13 protein-coding genes are annotated in these 17,273 nt (G+C 61.6%); 1 reads left to right on the top strand and 12 read right to left on the bottom strand.

Annotated elements, in window-relative coordinates:
* Window positions 1–3: 3 nt before the first annotated feature.
* The 12 genes from CYD26_RS19270 to CYD26_RS19215 form a co-directional block, all read right to left on the bottom strand.
* Window positions 4–648: a hypothetical protein gene (locus CYD26_RS19270; RefSeq protein ID WP_099775432.1), complete on the bottom strand. Its 645-nt coding sequence runs from the start codon at window positions 646–648 to the stop codon at window positions 4–6.
* Window positions 645–1,454, bottom strand: a complete 810-nt coding sequence (locus CYD26_RS19265) for an SDR family oxidoreductase (protein WP_065758590.1) — start codon at window positions 1,452–1,454, stop codon at window positions 645–647. Before CYD26_RS19265 ends, CYD26_RS19270 begins: the two co-directional genes overlap by 4 nt.
* Window positions 1,441–2,133 carry a TenA family transcriptional regulator gene (locus CYD26_RS19260; protein ID WP_065758591.1) on the bottom strand — a complete coding sequence of 231 codons (693 nt, stop codon included), beginning with the start codon at window positions 2,131–2,133 and terminating at the stop codon, window positions 1,441–1,443. The genes CYD26_RS19265 and CYD26_RS19260 overlap by 14 nt, the downstream gene beginning before the upstream one ends.
* On the bottom strand, window positions 2,130–3,611 hold the full coding sequence (locus CYD26_RS19255) for an AMP-binding protein (RefSeq protein ID WP_099775431.1): 1,482 nt from the start codon (window positions 3,609–3,611) through the stop codon (window positions 2,130–2,132). The genes CYD26_RS19260 and CYD26_RS19255 overlap by 4 nt, the downstream gene beginning before the upstream one ends.
* Window positions 3,601–4,287: a thermostable hemolysin gene (locus CYD26_RS19250; RefSeq protein ID WP_065758593.1), complete on the bottom strand. Its 687-nt coding sequence runs from the start codon at window positions 4,285–4,287 to the stop codon at window positions 3,601–3,603. Before CYD26_RS19250 ends, CYD26_RS19255 begins: the two co-directional genes overlap by 11 nt.
* Window positions 4,288–4,372: 85 nt before the next feature.
* Window positions 4,373–5,995 carry a BatD family protein gene (locus tag CYD26_RS19245; protein WP_065758594.1) on the bottom strand — a complete coding sequence of 541 codons (1,623 nt, stop codon included), beginning with the start codon at window positions 5,993–5,995 and terminating at the stop codon, window positions 4,373–4,375.
* Window positions 5,995–7,722 (bottom strand): VWA domain-containing protein, encoded by a 1,728-nt coding sequence (locus tag CYD26_RS19240; protein WP_099775430.1) that lies wholly within the window; start codon window positions 7,720–7,722, stop codon window positions 5,995–5,997. Before CYD26_RS19240 ends, CYD26_RS19245 begins: the two co-directional genes overlap by 1 nt.
* Window positions 7,719–8,795: a VWA domain-containing protein gene (locus CYD26_RS19235; RefSeq protein ID WP_065758596.1), complete on the bottom strand. Its 1,077-nt coding sequence runs from the start codon at window positions 8,793–8,795 to the stop codon at window positions 7,719–7,721. The genes CYD26_RS19240 and CYD26_RS19235 overlap by 4 nt, the downstream gene beginning before the upstream one ends.
* Window positions 8,788–9,282, bottom strand: coding sequence for a DUF4381 domain-containing protein (locus CYD26_RS19230; protein ID WP_099775429.1), 495 nt, complete (start codon window positions 9,280–9,282; stop codon window positions 8,788–8,790). The genes CYD26_RS19235 and CYD26_RS19230 overlap by 8 nt, the downstream gene beginning before the upstream one ends.
* A complete protein-coding gene (locus CYD26_RS19225) occupies window positions 9,279–10,223 on the bottom strand; it encodes a DUF58 domain-containing protein (protein WP_065758598.1) in 945 nt (314 codons plus the stop codon). Before CYD26_RS19225 ends, CYD26_RS19230 begins: the two co-directional genes overlap by 4 nt.
* A gap of 4 nt (window positions 10,224–10,227) precedes the next feature.
* Window positions 10,228–11,187, bottom strand: a complete 960-nt coding sequence (locus tag CYD26_RS19220) for a MoxR family ATPase (RefSeq protein WP_099775428.1) — start codon at window positions 11,185–11,187, stop codon at window positions 10,228–10,230.
* A gap of 99 nt (window positions 11,188–11,286) precedes the next feature.
* On the bottom strand, window positions 11,287–11,640 hold the full coding sequence (locus CYD26_RS19215) for a hypothetical protein (RefSeq protein ID WP_099775427.1): 354 nt from the start codon (window positions 11,638–11,640) through the stop codon (window positions 11,287–11,289).
* Window positions 11,641–11,968: 328 nt separating this feature from the next.
* On the opposite strand from CYD26_RS19215, the gene CYD26_RS19210 reads away from it, so the two are divergent.
* Entirely contained in the window at window positions 11,969–16,825 is a 4,857-nt protein-coding gene (locus tag CYD26_RS19210) for an NAD-glutamate dehydrogenase (RefSeq protein WP_102053339.1), read from the top strand.
* Window positions 16,826–17,273: the final 448 nt, after the last annotated feature.

Below are 17,273 nucleotides of genomic sequence, written 5' to 3'. Positions count from 1 at the left end.
TGGTCAGTTGAGTTTTTTGTCTATTTCAACCAGCAGCGCCTGTATGTCCTTGTGTCGCCCTTTATCGGCGCTTTCTCGACCCGGACGAGCAGGAGCCTGTTGTGCCTTGAGCAAGGCAGCCTTGGCTTCAGCGTAGTGCTTCTGGCGGTAGAGATGGTCGCCCCAGAAGTACAGGTTGTCTATACCGTTGGGGTTAATCTGCAGTGCTTGTTTGAGCAGCGTATCGGCCTTGTCACTATCACCGAAGCCGACTGGCCAGCCAGGCACTCGATCATACAGTGCAGCGAGGCTGGCGTAGGCGGAACCCTGCAGCGCCGTCGGGTCGATCGACAAGGCTTTTTCCAGGTCGCTGCGCGCCTCTTTGACCTTGCCCAAGGCACCGAGCCCGCCTTGGGCGCCTGCCCAACTGCTGGTGACGATGCCAGACCAGATCCAGGCCTCGGCTGCGGTTGGGCGCTCCTTGGAGAAGGCATTGGCCTTGGCGGCCAACTGCTCGAAGGCATCGGCGCGTTTACCCTCGGGTGTTTCGTACTGGATTTTTGCCCATTGCTGTTGAATATCGCTCAGGCGTTGTTGGTCGGTGGCGTCCATGGCCCACAGTGAGGTGCTTGATACGGTGGCCAGCAGGGCGATCAGCAGTTTTTTCATGGTTTGTTTTTCTCCGTGGAGCCAATATGGCTGAAGCGTCTGATCAACGGCAGCTGCTTGCGCAGGGCGCGGTCTACCAGGCTTGGCAGCAGGTTATTGAGGCTTACAAAAAAACGCTCAGGCCAGCCCAGGTAAAGGTCGCGACGGTCACCGGCAATGGCGTGGATCACGGCGTTGGCGACCATTTCCGGGTCGTCGGTATTGGCTTTCAGGGCGTCATTGAGCGCCTGTGCAGCCGCGCTGTTCATGCGTGTCTGGGTCGCTCGTGGGGCCACATAAAGTACGTTCACCCGGGTATCGGCCAGCTCTCGACGCAGTGCTTCGGAAAAGCCGCGCAAGGCGAATTTGCTGGCGCAGTAGGGGGAGTACCCGGGGTAGCCGATCGAACCATAGGTTGAACCGACATTGACCACCATTGCTGCTGGGGCCTCTCTGAGAAGTGGCAACAGCAAGCGTGTCAGCGAAATCGGGGCGATGATGTTCAGGTCCAGCATGTGGCTGATGTCGCTGTCTTCCAGTTGCTCAAGCATGGCGAACTGGTTTACCCCGGCGGCGTTGATCAGCAGGTTGATGCCGCCCATGGCCTGGGCGGCATTCTGCACTTTATGCCGGTCTGTGGCGCTGGTCAGGTCTGCCGACACCCAGCGCAGCTGGCTGGGGTAACGCGTCATGCTTGGGCGCAAGGCGTCTTCATGGCGAGACACCGCCAGTACCTGAGCGCCGCTGGCGAGCAGCGCATTGGTGATTGCCAGACCAATGCCACCACTGGCACCGGTGAGCACGACTCGGGCTTCATTGAGCCGCATGATTGCTCTCCAGCAGGGTTGGCGCCTGGGTGTTTTGCGGCAGTGCCCGGAACATGTCCGCGTACAACCGGTAGACCACTTTCGAGGCATGAATGACGGCGGCCTGATCAGCTGGGTCGTCGAGACGATCCATCAGCTTGCGGTAGGTCTGCATGTGCCCGATATCCAGCGCGCCATGGGAGTTCAGGTAGCTGAAGGCCTCCTCAGGCAGTGCCAGGCGGTCGCGAATGCGTTCGGCGGCATGGGTTGCCAGGGCGATGCTGGTGCCTTCAAGCACGTTGACCATCCCGAACAGGCCCACCGGGTTGCCACGTGCGATCAGGTCATAGAGAAACGCAACCATCAGCTCGATGGGTTGATCGGGTTGGCCGGTGCGCACCGCTTCACGGTCGCCGCCGCAGGCGACGATATCGTTCAGTACCCACTGCTCATGGCCGTACTCGTCTTCGATGTATTCGCATACTGCGTGGCGCAACCACTCCAGTCGCTCGGGCAGGCGTGCACCGCAGGCCATCATCAGCGGTACGGTATGGCGAACATGGTAGTAGGCCTGAATCAGGAAGGCCCGATAGCTCTCCAGTGTGACCTCACCGGCCAGTGCCTTGCGGATGACCGGCACTTCAAACAGCGCGCTGCGTTCTTGGGCGGTTGCAGCTTGCAGGGTTTCAAAAAAACTCATGACGACAGTTCCTCAGAACGATTAAAGGAGTCCAGTGCCGCGTGGTATTGCTCAAGGATGGCATCGCGGCGTGGTCGGCCATTGGCGGTCAGCAAGCCATTGGCAGGGGTAAAGGGTTGAGGCAAACGCAGCCAGTGATGAACGCGTGCGTAGTCGGGCAGGGCTGTATTGGCCTTGGCTACGGCATCGGCAAGGGCCTGGTCGCTGCAGCTCGGGTCATGAGGCCAGAGCAGGGCTGCGTTATAGGGCAGGGCTTCGCCATGCACGAATGCCTGGGCAATGACCCCGCCTTGGGTGAGTTCTGCTTCCACCCACTCGGGATTGACGTTACGGCCGTAGCTGGTGACGAACTGATGCTTCTTGCGGCCCTTGATGTACAGAAAGCCTTCGTCATCGAACTCACCGATGTCGCCACTGGCCAGCCACGTTGTCGGTTGGGCCGGGTTGCCCAGGTAGCCGAGCATGGTCGAGCCTTGAATCAGTACTTCGCCGTCATCAGCCAGCTTGACCTCTACATGGGGCAATGGCCGCCCAACGCTTCCCGGCCTGATAGCGCCAGGTACGTTCAAGCACACCACCGAGGCGCACTCGGACAAGCCGTAGCCTTCATAGGCCGGTATGCCGAGTTGGTGTGCACCTTGAAGCAGGCCTGGGGATACCCGCGCACCGCCTACCGCGGCAAAGCGCAGGCAGGAAGGATCGAATGCCTGCGCTTGCGTGGCGCCGACCAGCAGTTGCAGCAATTGCGGGACCAGAATCAGGCTGTGTGGGCGGCGTTCTGCCAGGCAGCGCAGGAAGGTGGGGGTATCGACGCCGCTGGCGCCACGAATACCCAGGCGGGCCTGGCTAGGCAGGCTTAGCACCGCACCTGCAAAGAGGGCGGCATAGCAACCGAGGTTTTCCAGCAGGATCGCCAAGGGCAGCAGTGCCAGGTGATGATCAGGCTTTACAGGCTCACTGGCCGCCGCCAGCTCTCGGGCCACCCGCAGGAAACTGTCGGCACTGAGGCACACGCCTTTTGGGGCGCCGGTTGTGCCCGATGTGAAGGTGATCTTCGCGGTTCCCTCTGGCAGTACTACGGCTGAGACCGCGGCCTTGCTCCACAGGGTGCCCTGGAAGCGGTAGCCTGCCGCTTCGAGTTCGCTTGCCATGCTGGTCTCAGCGACGACCAGCGGTGCCTGGCATTGCTCCAGGCAGTGCAGGCGTTGCGCAGGGCTGAAAAAGGGTGGCAGGGTAAGGCATGGGCGCTCTTCAAAGAGCACGGCCAGGTCCCACAGCATCGCCTCGGGGCTGTTGTCCAGCGCGAGCACTACACAGCCTTCAGGCTGCTCGCTGAGTAACCGGCGGCGATAATTGACCTCTGACCACAGCGCTTCATAGTCCAGGCGCAGTTCGTCACCCCATAGGGCCAGAGCAAAAGGGCGCTCCTGTGCATGGCGTTGCAGTTGATTTTCAAACAGGCTCAGTTCAGGCGACATTGCAGGTCTCCCGGTCGACGGGCGGCAGGCCAAGTCGTTTGAACAGCCCGGCCTTGGCCAAGTGTTGGAAACCACTGCAGATGTTGCCGATGTGGACACTCGGGCGGCTGTCGTAATACTGGCCCCACGTGTGGCGCTCATCGCCCAGGCGCTGAGGATCTGCTGCGCACAGGGTGGTAGGTTTCAAACCGAGGCGATGGAAACTGTTGACCAGGCCGGTACTGCCGGTAAACGAGACCCACTGAAAGCCTGCAGCACCTAGCAGCCAGGTCATGGTGATGATGCTCAGGCGGGCGCTGCCGGTATCGCTGGCGGCCAGATTGCCGACTTCGACAATGCAGTCGCGCTGCGTCGGTTGCTCGTTCTCTGACGGGATGTAGTGCTCGATTGGCGCATCCAGATACTGTTCCAGAAACAACCGTGAGGTGCTGGCGCGGCGAAGGCCTGCGACGGCACACAAGGCATTGTTCTGGTCTTTCAGGCCAAACAGCTCAGGCATGAAGTGACGTATGTCGGCGCCATGTACCAAGTGAAAACGCTGGCGGATGAAATCCTCGAACAGTGGGCGCTCATCGCTGTTGGGCAACGCGTGCGCCAGGCTCAACATCGCGCTGTTCTCAGGTGCCAGCCGAAGCGGTAAAGCGAAGGGCCAAATGGTGTCGGTGGGCTCAGGCATCGTGCTTGCTCCTGTATATCGTTGGGAGCAAGTGTCGACGAGTTTTCTTAAGGAAGCCTGAAGGTGCGCAGGCTAGAGCGGCTGATTACTTGGGATAGAGGGGTGGCAGGCTACTACTTTCGCCGGGTGTCGGTTGAGTCTGTTCAGCGGTTGGGATAGTGCCAATGGCCCGCCACAGCTCTTCGCCTTGCCAGTATTGTCCGGTTTCGCTGTAAAGCGCGCCGTTCAGACCATCCAGGGCATCGGACAATGGAACGAAGCGAGCCGCCATTTCGGCAAGGGTTTCGGGTTGCTGGCGCGCCCAGGCGTCGAGGGCCTGCCGGGTGGCCTGCGGGTCGTTGGCCTGGCAGGCGCGTTTGAGGTCGTCGAGCAGGGTGCGCGGGCTCGGGCCGCTTTGAGCCGCACGCAGCACGGCCGGTTGTGAGCGGGCCCGCCACCAGAGGGCAAAGCCACTCAAGGTGGTCAGGGCCAGTATCAGTGTGCTGAGTTGCCAGGGCCAGAGCGGGCCGTTTTCAAGGGGAATCGACGTGCTCGGCGTTTCAGCGCTGAGTGCCGGGTTGTCCTGAATCTGCAAGGTTCGCGCGGGCAGACTGCTGCGTTCCAGATGGTCTTCTCGGGTGTTCCACCAAATGACCTCCTGGTTGGGCAGCTCCAGTGTGCCCGCGTGCGTTGGCACCAGCGCCTCGCGCTCTTCGCGACTACCGAGCAGGCCGCGGTCGTTGATCTCGTTACGCAGTTGCGGTTGGTCAGGGTAGTGGCGCAGGCCTATGACCTCAGTGTTCGCCAGCGGTGGTATCTGTGTGCTGGACAGGCCTTCGGCCTTGATGGTCACTGTACGGGTCAGGGAGTCGCCAATCTGGGTTGAGGCTTGCGTCGGGTCCGGGCTCCAGTGTTCTTCCAGGGTCAGGTTGCGCGCCGGTAGCCAAGGCGTGTTGGCGGGGTAAGTGGCTGGTATGGGGTTGGCCAACAAGGTAATCGGTGCAGAGCTCACGTGGGTCTGTTTGCCACTGCGCGGGGCGCTGTCTTGATCTGTCGCCGGTTCTACGGTGGTGGCACTGAAGGTCAGGGACGGAATGGTCACGTTGCCGCTTTGCTGTGGGTAGATCGCATAGCGCATTTCGATCACGCCATGGCGTACACCGTTGATTTCCTTCTCGTAGGTCCGTGATTCGCCCAGTGGTTCTACCTTCGCGCCCTCCAGCTGGAGCCGGCTCAGGCTACTGTCATCGTACAGGGCTACCGAGTGGTAGATCCTCAGGGTTAAAACGGCTTGGGCCTGCACATAAATGCTGTCCTGGTCGAGGCTGGCTTCGATGAACACCGGAGCCAGGTTCTCGACCACGTTATCCTGTGCTTGCAGCACCTGAAGCTCAATCGGCTGGCTGCTGACCTCGCCCAGCTGCAGCGCGGGTATTTGCAGGCTGCCACTTTGGCGCGGAAGCAGGGTGATGATCCAGCGTGTACTGGCTTGGGTTTCGCCATTGAGGGTGGTCAGGTTGTTCACCTGGCGAGTGTCGCGAACCTCAAAATTGGCCTGCAGGGGCTCCAGGTCTGGCTTGCCAAACTGGGTGATGTCCTGCGTTTGAAGGGTCAGTTCGAGCGTTTCACCGGCGTTCAGGCGTGTGCGGTCTACGCTGGCAAGCAACGCGGCGGCCTGTACCTGCAGGCTGAGGGCAAGGCTGAAAACGAGGGCGCAGGCGCGTCTCATCAATGAGTTTCCTGGTGTTGTTGCTGTTCATACCAAAATTTTCGGCGCAGCAGTTCGGCAGGGTTGTCCGGGATCTGCCGCAACCACTGCTCAAGGGCCTGGCGCTGTTCGGCGCCAAGGCTTGCGTCGCTTGGCCGTTGCGGCGGATGAGTGGTTTCATCATCCTGGTCGCCGCTGTTCCCTTGCGGCGTTTGTTCTGCTCCCGACGACGGGTTCTGGCCTTGCTGTTCTTGTGCGCTTTGAGTGTCTTGCTCGCTGTCAGCCGCGGCGGTACTGCGGCTATCCGTGTTGCTGTCAGTCGTTGTGCCGGGCGCGTTCTGTTCGGTTTCCGTTTCAGTGGCCGCCGCCTGTTCCTGTTCGGCAGCTTTTTGCTGGCGCAGCAGTTGCTCGACCAGTGCTTTGTTCGTAATGGCCGGCTGAAGTTCCGGTTGGCGCTCCAGCGCCTGTTCATAAGCATCCACGGCAGCCTCCAACTCTCCGCTGCGTGCGAGGGCGTTACCGCGATTGTAGTGGGCAGCCGCCGTGTTGCCTTCAGCGAACAGGCGCACCGCGCCGGCATAGTCACCGGCCTCGTACAGTGCCAGGGCTTTCCATTGCGGGTTCTGGAAGCGTTGTGCTGCCTCGGCGGGGCGTTGTTGTTCAAGCAGGCGCTGGCCTTGTTGGTCCGGGCGTAGCCACAGGTCATCAAGTTCAAAGGCATGGCTGGGTTGTGGCAGCACCCACAGCAACGGCAGGCAGAACAGCCAGCCGCGCCGGCCCGCACAGGCCGCCAGCAACAAGAGCGGCAGCAGCAGCCAGTAGCCCTGATCGGCCCAACTGTCCAACTGCACCGTCTGGCCATCGTCATGCAATGCCCGGGGCGGGGCGAACAGGCCGAGGCCGCGCAGGTCCAGGTCGTCGATTCGGGCATGGCGGTACTTGCCGCCGGTTTCCATGACAAACTCCCTCAGGCTTGCGCTGTCCAGGCGGGGCATGAGAATCGTGCCCTCGGCATCCTTGAGGAATTCCCCATTACTCTGTTTTACCGGTGCGCCTTCTGCGCTGCCAATACCTAGCATCAGCAGCTTTGGTCCCTTGCGGCCCAGCGCCTGGACGATGCCTTGCCGTTCCTCGGTGCTCAACGAGGAGCCAATCAGCAGCAAACGGCCTTGGCCAAGGCCTGCTTGTGACAGCAGGGCCAGGCCTTTGCGTACGGCCAGGTCAGCGCGCTGCCCGGTTTGCGGCATGATCGAGGGGTCCAGGGCTTCAAGCAGGTTGCGGCTGGTGTCCAGGTCGTCGGACAGCGGCACCAGTGCATGTGCGCTGCCGGCATAGACGATGATCGCGGTCTGGCTGTCGCGGCGATGCTCGAGCAGGTCGAGCAGTTTTCGTCGTGCCTGCTCCAGGCGATTGGGTGGGCTGTCAGTCGCAAGCATTTGCGGTGTCAGCTCCAGCAATACCACCAGAGGATCGGCTGGGCGCTGTCGGGTTTCCTCCAGGCGCTGCCAGCTTGGTCCAAGCAAGGCGATGACCGTCACGAGCCACGCCACCCCCAATGCCACCCACGGCAACTTGCTGTCGCGACCGCTGCCACCACCCAACAGTACAGCGTGGAATGCCGGAGGCAAGATCATCTGCCAGCGACCGGCACGCTTTTGGCGATGCCAGAGCTTCCACAGCAACCAGCCTAGCAGCGGTAGTACCAGCAGCCAGGCAGGGCGTAGCCATTGTGGCCAGAATTCGATCATCGACGCCTCCGCAGGCGCAGACGCTTGAGGCGTTCGCGCCATTCAGGGTGCGGTTGCAGGAAGCGTCGGTTGCTGAGCAGGCGTTGCAGTGGATTGTCGTGCCAGCGCTCACGCACCACCAGCAACACGCTCAGCAACAGCGCCAGTGCCAGTGGCCAGCTGTACAACGCCTCGGCGGTGCGGGCCTGCGTCGGTTGTTGGGCGACGGGTTCCAGGCGGTCGAGTGTTTCGCCGATAGCCGTCAATTCCTTGCCGTCGCGCGCGCGGAAATAGGCGCCATGGGTCAACTCGGCAATCTCCTTGAGCGAGGCTTCATCCAGGTCCAGGCTTGGGTTGATGCCAAGCAGGCCAGCAGTACCGCTCTGTTCGGGGTCTGCGCCGATGCCGATGGTGTAGATTTTCACGCTCTCCTGAGCCGCCAGGCGTGCTGCGGTCAGCGGATGGATCTGCCCGCCATTGTTGGCGCCGTCGGTGACCAGAATCAGCACCCGGCTTTGTGCCGGGCGCAGCCGCAAGCGCTTGACGGCAAGGCCGATGGCATCACCGATGGCGGTGTTCTTGCCGGCGATGCCAATCTGCGCTTCATTGAGGAAGGTATGCACGGTGCGCCGGTCGAACGTCAGGGGGGCCTGAAGGTAGGCCTGGCTGCCGAACAGGATCAGGCCGATTCGGTCACCCTGACGGGCCTGGAGAAAATCGCCCAATAGCTGCTTTACCAGGGTCAGGCGGCTGACGTCGTCGTCCTGCCAGCGCATGTCGGGAAAGTCCATCGAGCCGGAAACATCCACGGCGACCATAAGATCACGGCCGCTGGCAGCCACGGGCACAGGCTCACCGAGCCATTGGGGCCGCGCGGCGGCCAGTAACAGCAACAGCCAGACGACGATAAACGGCGTCTGTTGCCGCCACGTGGGCAGGTTCAGCCGGGCGCGGCGTCCGGCCAGGCCTTCCAATTCATCGAGGAAGGCAACCTTGAGCACCGGTTCGCCGCTGTCGGCGGCGGGCAGCAGCCAGCGCGCCAGCCAGGGTAGCGGAAAAAGGGCGAAGACCCACGGCCATGCCAGCTCAAACATGTTTGCGGATCCAGATCTCAACCGCCTGGGTCAGCCCGGCGATTGCTTTGTCATCGAGCTTGCACTCGGGTTTGTAGGCACCTTCGACCAGCACCATCCAACGCGTCAGGCCCGCAGCCGGGCAGCGATTGTCGAGAAATGCCAGCCATTGCCGACCATTGAGGGTGTGGCTATGGCTGCCTGGGTAATGATTGCGGCAGAGCCGTTTGAGCAGCGCATTGATCTGCTGCAACCAGGCACCGGCAGGCGCGCCGTCGTAGGGTTTGGTCAGGCGCGCCAATTCGGCCAGGGCCTCAAGGCGTATTGGGTCAAGCGGCAACTCGGCACGCACGATGGGTTTTTTCCCCGGCCGCCAGTGACGCAGGCGCCAGACGCCCCAGCCGAGCAGCGGCAGGAGCAGGAGCAAGGCCCACCAGCCAGGTGCGGGTGGCCACAGACCAATCGGCTCCGGCGCGATCAAGGGCTGCAACTGTTCCAGGCCGTTCATCGTTTTTGCCCTGGACGTTGCGGATTGAGGTACTCGCGCAGTTGCTCGATCATTTCACTCTGGGTGCTCAAGGGCATGAGTACCACCCTCAGCTTCTGTGCCAGCAGCTCCCAGCGCTCGATGCGCGCCTCGCCCTGGCTGCGGTAGCTCTGGCGCAGGTTGGCGTCGAGGGTGTCCAGCTCCAGTTGCGCCCCCCGTTGGGCGAAGCGCAACAAACCGGCTGCCGGCAGGGCATGATCCAGTGGATCGGAAAGCGGCAACAGCAGCAGGTCGCAATGGCGTGAGAGCAGGCTCAGTTGTTGTTCGACACTGGTGCTCAGCGCCCGCTCGTCACAGATGACGATGGCCAGGCTGCCGGGGCGCAGAACCTCCCGCGCGCGGCGCAAGGCCATGCCCAGGGTATCGCCTTGCGGTTGCGCTTCGGTGTGCAACGCCTGGTTGGCGCGGGCCAGTCGGTTGAGCAACTGCAGCAGGCTTTGCTTGCTGCGCCGCGGCTTGATCTCGTAATAGGCGTTGTCGCCGAACACCAGGCCACCGATACGATCATTGTGGCCCAGCGCCGCCCAGCCAATCAGTGCCGCAGCCTGGGCGGCAAGTACCGACTTGAACATCAGGCCGGAGCCGAAGAACAGCCGCTGGCTCTGCTCCACCAGGATGTAGATGGGGCGCTCGCGCTCTTCGTGGAACAGTTTGGTGTGCGGCTCCTGGGTGCGTGCCGTCACTCGCCAATCGATATTGCGCACATCGTCTCCGGCTTGATAGACCCGCACCTGATCGAAGTCCACGCCACGTCCGCGCAGCTTCGAATGGTGCAAGCCGATCAGCGGGCTGCGTTGGCCGGGGGCGGCAAACAGCTGCACCTCGCGCACGCGATGCCGCATTTCGATCAGTTCTGAAAGACCGATGCGAATCCCTGGGGCCGCCAGCAGTTGAGAGGGCATGGGATCAGGCCACGGCAACGACGTCGAGGATGCGCTGGATCACCCGGTCCTGGTCAATACCGGCGGCTTCGGCTTCAAAGGAGAGAATGATGCGGTGGCGCAGTACGTCGAACAGTACCGCCTGAATGTCTTCGGGGCTGACAAAGTCTCGGCCCGCCAACCAGGCGTGAGCCCGTGCGCAACGGTCCAGAGCGATGGAGCCACGAGGGCTGGCGCCATAGGCGATCCAGTCGGCCATCTCGGTGTCGAATTTGGCTGGAGTGCGGGTGGCCATGACCAGTTGTACCAGGTATTCCTCCACCGCATCGGCCATGTACAGGCCGAGGATTTCCTTGCGTGCGGCAAAAATGGCCTGCTGACTGACGCGACGTTCCGGCTTGGTTTCGCCGTTGAGGGCTTCGCCACGAGCCTGTTGAAGAATGCGTCGCTCGACGGCGGCATCCGGGAAACCGATTTTCACGTGCATCAGGAATCGGTCGAGCTGTGCTTCAGGCAGCGGGTAAGTGCCTTCCTGTTCGATCGGGTTCTGGGTGGCCATCACCAGGAACAGGGGTGAGAGCTCATAGGTGCTGCGCCCGACGCTGACCTGACGCTCGGCCATGGCTTCAAGCAAGGCCGACTGTACCTTGGCCGGTGCCCGGTTGATTTCATCGGCCAACACCAGGTTGTGAAAGATGGGGCCTTGCTGGAAGACAAAACTGCCGGTTTCCGGACGGTAGATCTCGGTGCCGGTAATGTCGGCCGGCAGCAGGTCCGGGGTGAACTGGATCCGGTGGAACTCGGCTTCGATGCCCTCGGCGAGTTCCTTGATCGCCTTGGTCTTGGCCAGGCCCGGCGCGCCTTCCACCAGCATATGGCCATCGGCAAGGAGCACGATCAGCAAGCGCTCGACCAGTTTTTCCTGGCCAAGAATCTGGGTTGAAAGAAAGGTGCGCAGCGCGATCAGCGCTTCACGATGTTCCATCGTCGAGGGTTCCTGGATAAAGAGCCGAGGTGCAGTCTGAAAAAGCCGTCGGCAGGGGTTGATACTTTAATCTATCCAGGGGCCCGGCGACTAACCTCCTTACAGTTCGCTGACGTAGGTGCCGGTGCCCTTGAGGATGTTCTGCAGGGTTTCTTCGACTTCAGCCAGGTCGCTGTCCGGCGTGCTGTGAGTGATTTCCAGGTGATCGTCACCGCCCAGTGCATCCGCGTCGCCAGGCGCAACCTCGATCAACAGGCGTTTCGGGCCGAGGGTGATCTTCAGGCCGTCGAGGGTCGAAGGCTCGTCATCGAGGGTGATTTCCACCTCGTCTTCGTCCGGGTAACGGGTCATCAGGAACATTTCGCCCTTGTCACTGATGCAACACAGCGTCGCCATGTTGTCTTCTTCGTCGTCGCACGGGGTGGCCATCAATTGGGCGGTGGTCAGTTGCATGGAAGGCTCGATCAATAAGGTGAGGCATGATTCTGCCAGTGTTCAGCTGGCGGATAAACGTCAGCCTGCACGTCAATGACCGAATATGTCGCAGCGGCGCAAGCAGGCGCCTCCCAGGCCTCGTTAAGCTGCGTTGTCGATGGTCACCCGTAAAGACACAGCCTAGCTCTGGAGCGGCAGTCGTTTTTGCAGATGCTCATCCGTTGAATTGGTGAATGTGACCAATGGTTTTACCGTCTTCCTGCTCAGGGTTGGCTATCGTTGACCCGTATCAGGCGCACGCGCACGACGCTTCTCTCAATAATAAAGCCCAAGCGGAGTACCACAGATGGCGTTCTTCACCGCAGCCAGCAAAGCCGACTTCCAGCATCAACTGCAAGCGGCCCTGGCGCAGCACATCAGCGAACAGGCACTGCCACAAGTGGCGCTGTTCGCCGAGCAATTCTTCGGCATCATCTCTCTGGACGAACTGACCCAGCGTCGCCTTTCCGACCTGGCGGGCTGCACCCTTTCAGCCTGGCGCATGCTGGAGCGTTTCGATCACGCCCAGCCGCAGGTTCGTGTCTACAACCCCGACTACGAACGTCATGGCTGGCAGTCCACGCATACCGCCGTCGAAGTGCTGCACCATGATCTGCCGTTTCTGGTCGACTCGGTACGCACCGAGTTGAACCGGCGCGGCTACAGCATCCACACGCTGCAGACCACGGTATTGAGTGTCCGCCGCGGCGCCAAGGGCGAACTGCTGGACATTCTGCCCAAGGGCACCCAGGCAGAGGGCGTTCTGCAAGAATCGCTGATGTACCTGGAGATTGATCGCTGCGCCAACGCCGCCGAGCTGAACCTGCTGACCCGCGAGTTGGAGCAGGTGCTGGCTGAAGTACGGGTTGCCGTTGCCGATTTCGAGCCGATGAAAGCCAAGGTCCGAGAAATGCTCGCGCTGGTCGAGCAGACCGCCTATGCCCCGGCCGAGGCTGAAAAGGCCGAGGTCAAGGGTTTCCTCGAGTGGCTGGTGGGTAACCACTTCACCTTCCTTGGCTACGAGGAGTTCGTGGTCGGTAATGATGCCCAAGGCGCTCATCTGCAGTACGACGAGCAGTCCTTCCTGGGCCTGGCCCGCTTGCTGCGCACCGGCCTGACCGTCGATGAATTGCGCATTGAAGACTATGCGGTCAACTACCTCAGGGAACCGTTGCTGCTGTCCTTTGCCAAGGCGGCACATCCGAGCCGGGTACACCGTCCGGCCTACCCGGATTACGTGTCTATTCGCCAGATGGACGCTGACGGCAAGGTGATCAAGGAATGCCGCTTCATGGGCCTCTACACCTCGACGGTGTACGGGGAAAGCGTGCGGGCAATTCCTTATATTCGTGGCAAGGTCGCCGAAATCGAGCGTCGTTCGCTCTTCGACCCCAAGGCGCACCTGGGCAAGGAACTGGCGCAGGTGCTGGAAGTACTGCCCCGCGACGACCTGTTCCAGACGCCAGTCGACGAGTTGTTCACTACCGTCATGTCGATTGTGCAGATCCAGGAACGCAACAAGATCCGCGTCTTCCTGCGCAAGGATCCTTACGGCCGCTTCTGCTACTGCCTGGCCTATGTGCCGCGTGACATCTACTCCACCGAGGTGCGGCAGAAGATCCAGCAGGTCCTGATGGATCGCCTGAGAGCCACCGATTGCGAGTTCTGGACCTTCTTCTCCGAGTCTGTGCTGGCGCGTGTGCAGCTGATTTTGCGGGTTGACCCGAAGAACCGCATCGAAATCGATCCGCAGCAACTGGAAAACGAAGTCATTCAGGCCTGCCGTTCGTGGCAGGACGACTACGTCAGCCTGACCGTAGAAAGCTTTGGTGAAGCTCAGGGTACCAATGTCCTGGCGGACTTCCCGAAAGGCTTCCCGGCCGGTTACCGCGAGCGCTTTGCCGCCCATTCGGCAGTGGTCGACATGCAGCACCTGCTGGCGCTGTCCGAGCACAAGCCGCTGGTAATGAGTTTCTATCAGCCGTTGACCCAGACCGGTAAGCATCAACTGTTTTGCAAGCTGTACCACGCCGATACGCCGTTGGCGCTGTCTGACGTGCTGCCGATCCTGGAAAACCTTGGCCTGCGCGTACTGGGCGAGTTCCCGTATCGCCTGCGTCATGCCAATGGTCGCGAATTCTGGATCCATGACTTCGCCTTCACCTACAGCGAAGGCCTGAACCTGGACATCCAGCAACTCAACGACACCTTGCAGGATGCCTTTGTCCATATCGTCAATGGCGATGCGGAGAACGATGCGTTCAACCGCCTGGTACTGACTGCCGGCCTGCCATGGCGCGATGTTGCGCTGCTGCGAGCCTATGCCCGCTACCTCAAGCAGATTCGCCTGGGCTTCGATCTGGGCTACATCGCCAGCACCTTGAACAACCACACTGATATTGCCCGCGAGCTGGTGCGACTGTTCAAGACCCGCTTCTACCTGGCGCGCAAACTCACTGTTGAAGACCTGGACGACAAGCAGCAGCGGTTGGAGCAGGCGATCCTCAGTGCCCTGGACGACGTTCAGGTGCTCAACGAAGACCGCATCCTGCGACGCTACCTGGACCTGATCAAGGCCACCCTGCGGACCAACTTCTACCAGCCTGATGCCAATGGCCATAACAAGTCCTACTTCAGCTTCAAGTTCAATCCGAAGCTGATCCCGGAACTGCCAAAACCAGTGCCGAAGTTCGAGATATTCGTCTATTCGCCACGGGTCGAGGGTGTACACCTGCGTTTCGGCAACGTAGCGCGCGGTGGCCTGCGCTGGTCCGACCGTGAGGAAGACTTCCGTACTGAAGTGCTGGGCCTGGTGAAGGCGCAACAGGTGAAGAACTCGGTGATTGTCCCGGTCGGTGCCAAGGGTGGTTTCCTCCCGCGTCGCCTGCCGCTGGGCGGCAGCCGTGATGATATTCAGGCTGAAGGTATCGCCTGCTACCGCATCTTCATCTCTGGCCTGTTGGACATTACCGACAACCTCAAGGACGGCGCCCTGGTGCCGCCGGCCAATGTGGTGCGCCACGACGACGATGACCCGTACCTGGTGGTCGCGGCCGACAAGGGCACCGCGACCTTCTCCGACATCGCCAACGGCATTGCCATCGACTACGGCTTCTGGCTCGGCGATGCCTTCGCTTCGGGCGGCTCGGCCGGTTACGACCACAAGAAGATGGGCATCACGGCCCGCGGCGCCTGGGTTGGTGTGCAGCGGCATTTCCGCGAGCGCGGTATCAACGTTCAGGAAGACCCGATCAGTGTGATCGGCATTGGCGACATGGCCGGCGACGTCTTCGGTAACGGCTTGCTGATGTCCGACAAGCTGCAACTGGTCGCGGCATTCAACCACCTGCACATTTTTATCGATCCGAACCCGGAGCCCGCCAGCAGCTTCGCCGAACGCAAGCGGTTGTTCGACTTGCCGCGTTCAGCCTGGAGCGACTACGACACCAGCATCATGTCCGAAGGCGGCGGGATCTTCCCGCGCAGCGCCAAAAGCATCGCGATTACCCCGCAGATGAAAGCGCGCTTTGCCATCGAAGCAGACAAGCTGACCCCGACCGAGCTGCTCAATGCGTTGCTCAAGGCGCCGGTTGACTTGCTGTGGAACGGCGGTATTGGCACTTACGTCAAATCGAGTGAAGAGAGCCACGCCGATGTGGGCGACAAGGCCAACGACGCCCTGCGCGTCGACGGTAACGAGTTGCGCTGCAAAGTGGTGGGTGAGGGCGGCAACCTCGGCATGACCCAGCTTGGCCGTGTCGAGTTCGGCCTGAACGGCGGTGCAACCAACACCGACTTCATCGATAACGCCGGTGGCGTGGACTGCTCTGACCACGAGGTCAATATCAAGATCCTGCTCAACGAAGTGGTGCAGGCTGGCGACATGACCGAGAAGCAGCGCAACCAGCTGCTGGGCAGCATGACCGAGGAAGTCTCCGCGCTGGTGCTGGGCAACAACTACAAGCAGACCCAAGCGTTGTCGCTGGCTGCACGCCGTGCCAAGGAGCGCATTGCTGAGTACAAGCGCCTGATGGCTGACCTGGAAAGCCGTGGCAAGCTGGACCGCGCCATCGAGTTCCTGCCGAGCGAAGAGCAACTGGCTGAGCGTCTGGCGGCAAACCAGGGCCTGACCCGCGCTGAATTGTCGGTACTGATCTCCTACAGCAAGATCGACCTCAAGGAAGCGCTGCTCAAGTCGCTGGTACCGGACGACGACTACCTGACCCGTGACATGGAGACGGCGTTCCCGCCGTCGTTGGTCAACAAGTTCGCCGAGGCCATGCGTCGCCATCGCCTGAAACGCGAGATCGTCAGTACCCAGATCGCCAACGACCTTGTCAACAACATGGGCATCACCTTCGTCCAGCGGCTCAAGGAGTCCACGGGCATGAGCCCGGCGAACGTTGCCGGCGCCTATGTCATCGTGCGCGACATCTTCCATCTGCCGCACTGGTTCCGCCAGATCGAGGCACTGGACTATCAGGTTTCGGCCGAGGTGCAGTTGACCCTGATGGACGAGCTGATGCGTCTTGGGCGTCGGGCTACTCGCTGGTTCCTGCGTAGCCGTCGTAACGAACAGGATGCCGGGCGCGACGCGGCGCACTTCGGGCCGAAAATCGCTGCGCTGGGCCTGAAACTGGACGAGCTGCTGGAAGGTCCGACCCGTGAACGCTGGCAGGCCCGCTACCAGGGCTTCGTCGAAGCCGGTGTGCCGGAGTTGCTGGCGCGAATGGTTGCTGGTACGACGCACCTGTACACACTGTTGCCGATCATCGAAGCGTCCGACGTAACCGGGCAAGACCCGGCCGAAGTGGCCAAGGCCTTCTTCGCCGTGGGCAGCGCCCTGGACCTGACCTGGTACCTGCAGGAAATCAGCAACCTGCCGGTGGAAAACAACTGGCAGGCCCTGGCACGCGAAGCGTTCCGTGACGACATCGACCTGCAGCAGCGGGCAATTACCATCTCGGTATTGCAGATGGTCGATGCACCGCAGGACATGGACGCCCGCGTGGCATTGTGGATGGGGCAGCATGCGGTGATGGTGCAGCGCTGGCGCGTCATGCTTGATGAGTTGCGTGCGGCGACGGGGACGGACTACGCGATGTATGCCGTGGCCAACCGTGAACTGGTGGATCTGGCATTGAGCGGGCAGTCGACGCTCTGATGCCGGGGTAACAGAACCCGGCTGCTGACAAACCCCCGCTTTTTAGCGGGGGTTTGTTTTTAGGCTAACGATGCAGGCATCCCAGAGGCCGCGCTAGCTGTGGGAGCGGGTCTTGCCCGCGATACAGGCGCCGCGCACTCACGGGCACCGCGTTGAGGCCATCGCAGGCAAGCCTGCTCCAACAGAGTCCGCGCTAGCTGTGGGAGCGGGTCTTGCCCGCGATACAGACGCCGCGCACTCACAGGCACCGCGTTGAGGCCATCGCAGGCAAGCCTGCTCCAACAGAGTCCGCGCTAGCTGTGGGAGCGGGCCTTGCCCGCGATACAGGCGCCGCGCACTCACGGGCACCGCGTTGAGGCCATCGCAGGCAAGCCTGCTCCAACAGAGTCCGCGCTAGCTGTGGGAGCGGGTCTTGCCCGCGATGCAGGCGCCGCGATCTCACGGGCAC

The organism is Pseudomonas sp. FFUP_PS_473, assembly GCF_002858665.1.
GTDB lineage: Bacteria > Pseudomonadota > Gammaproteobacteria > Pseudomonadales > Pseudomonadaceae > Aquipseudomonas > Aquipseudomonas defluvii.
The sequence above is the reverse complement of the archived record's forward strand: the minus strand, read 5'-3'. Positions and strand labels throughout refer to the sequence as shown.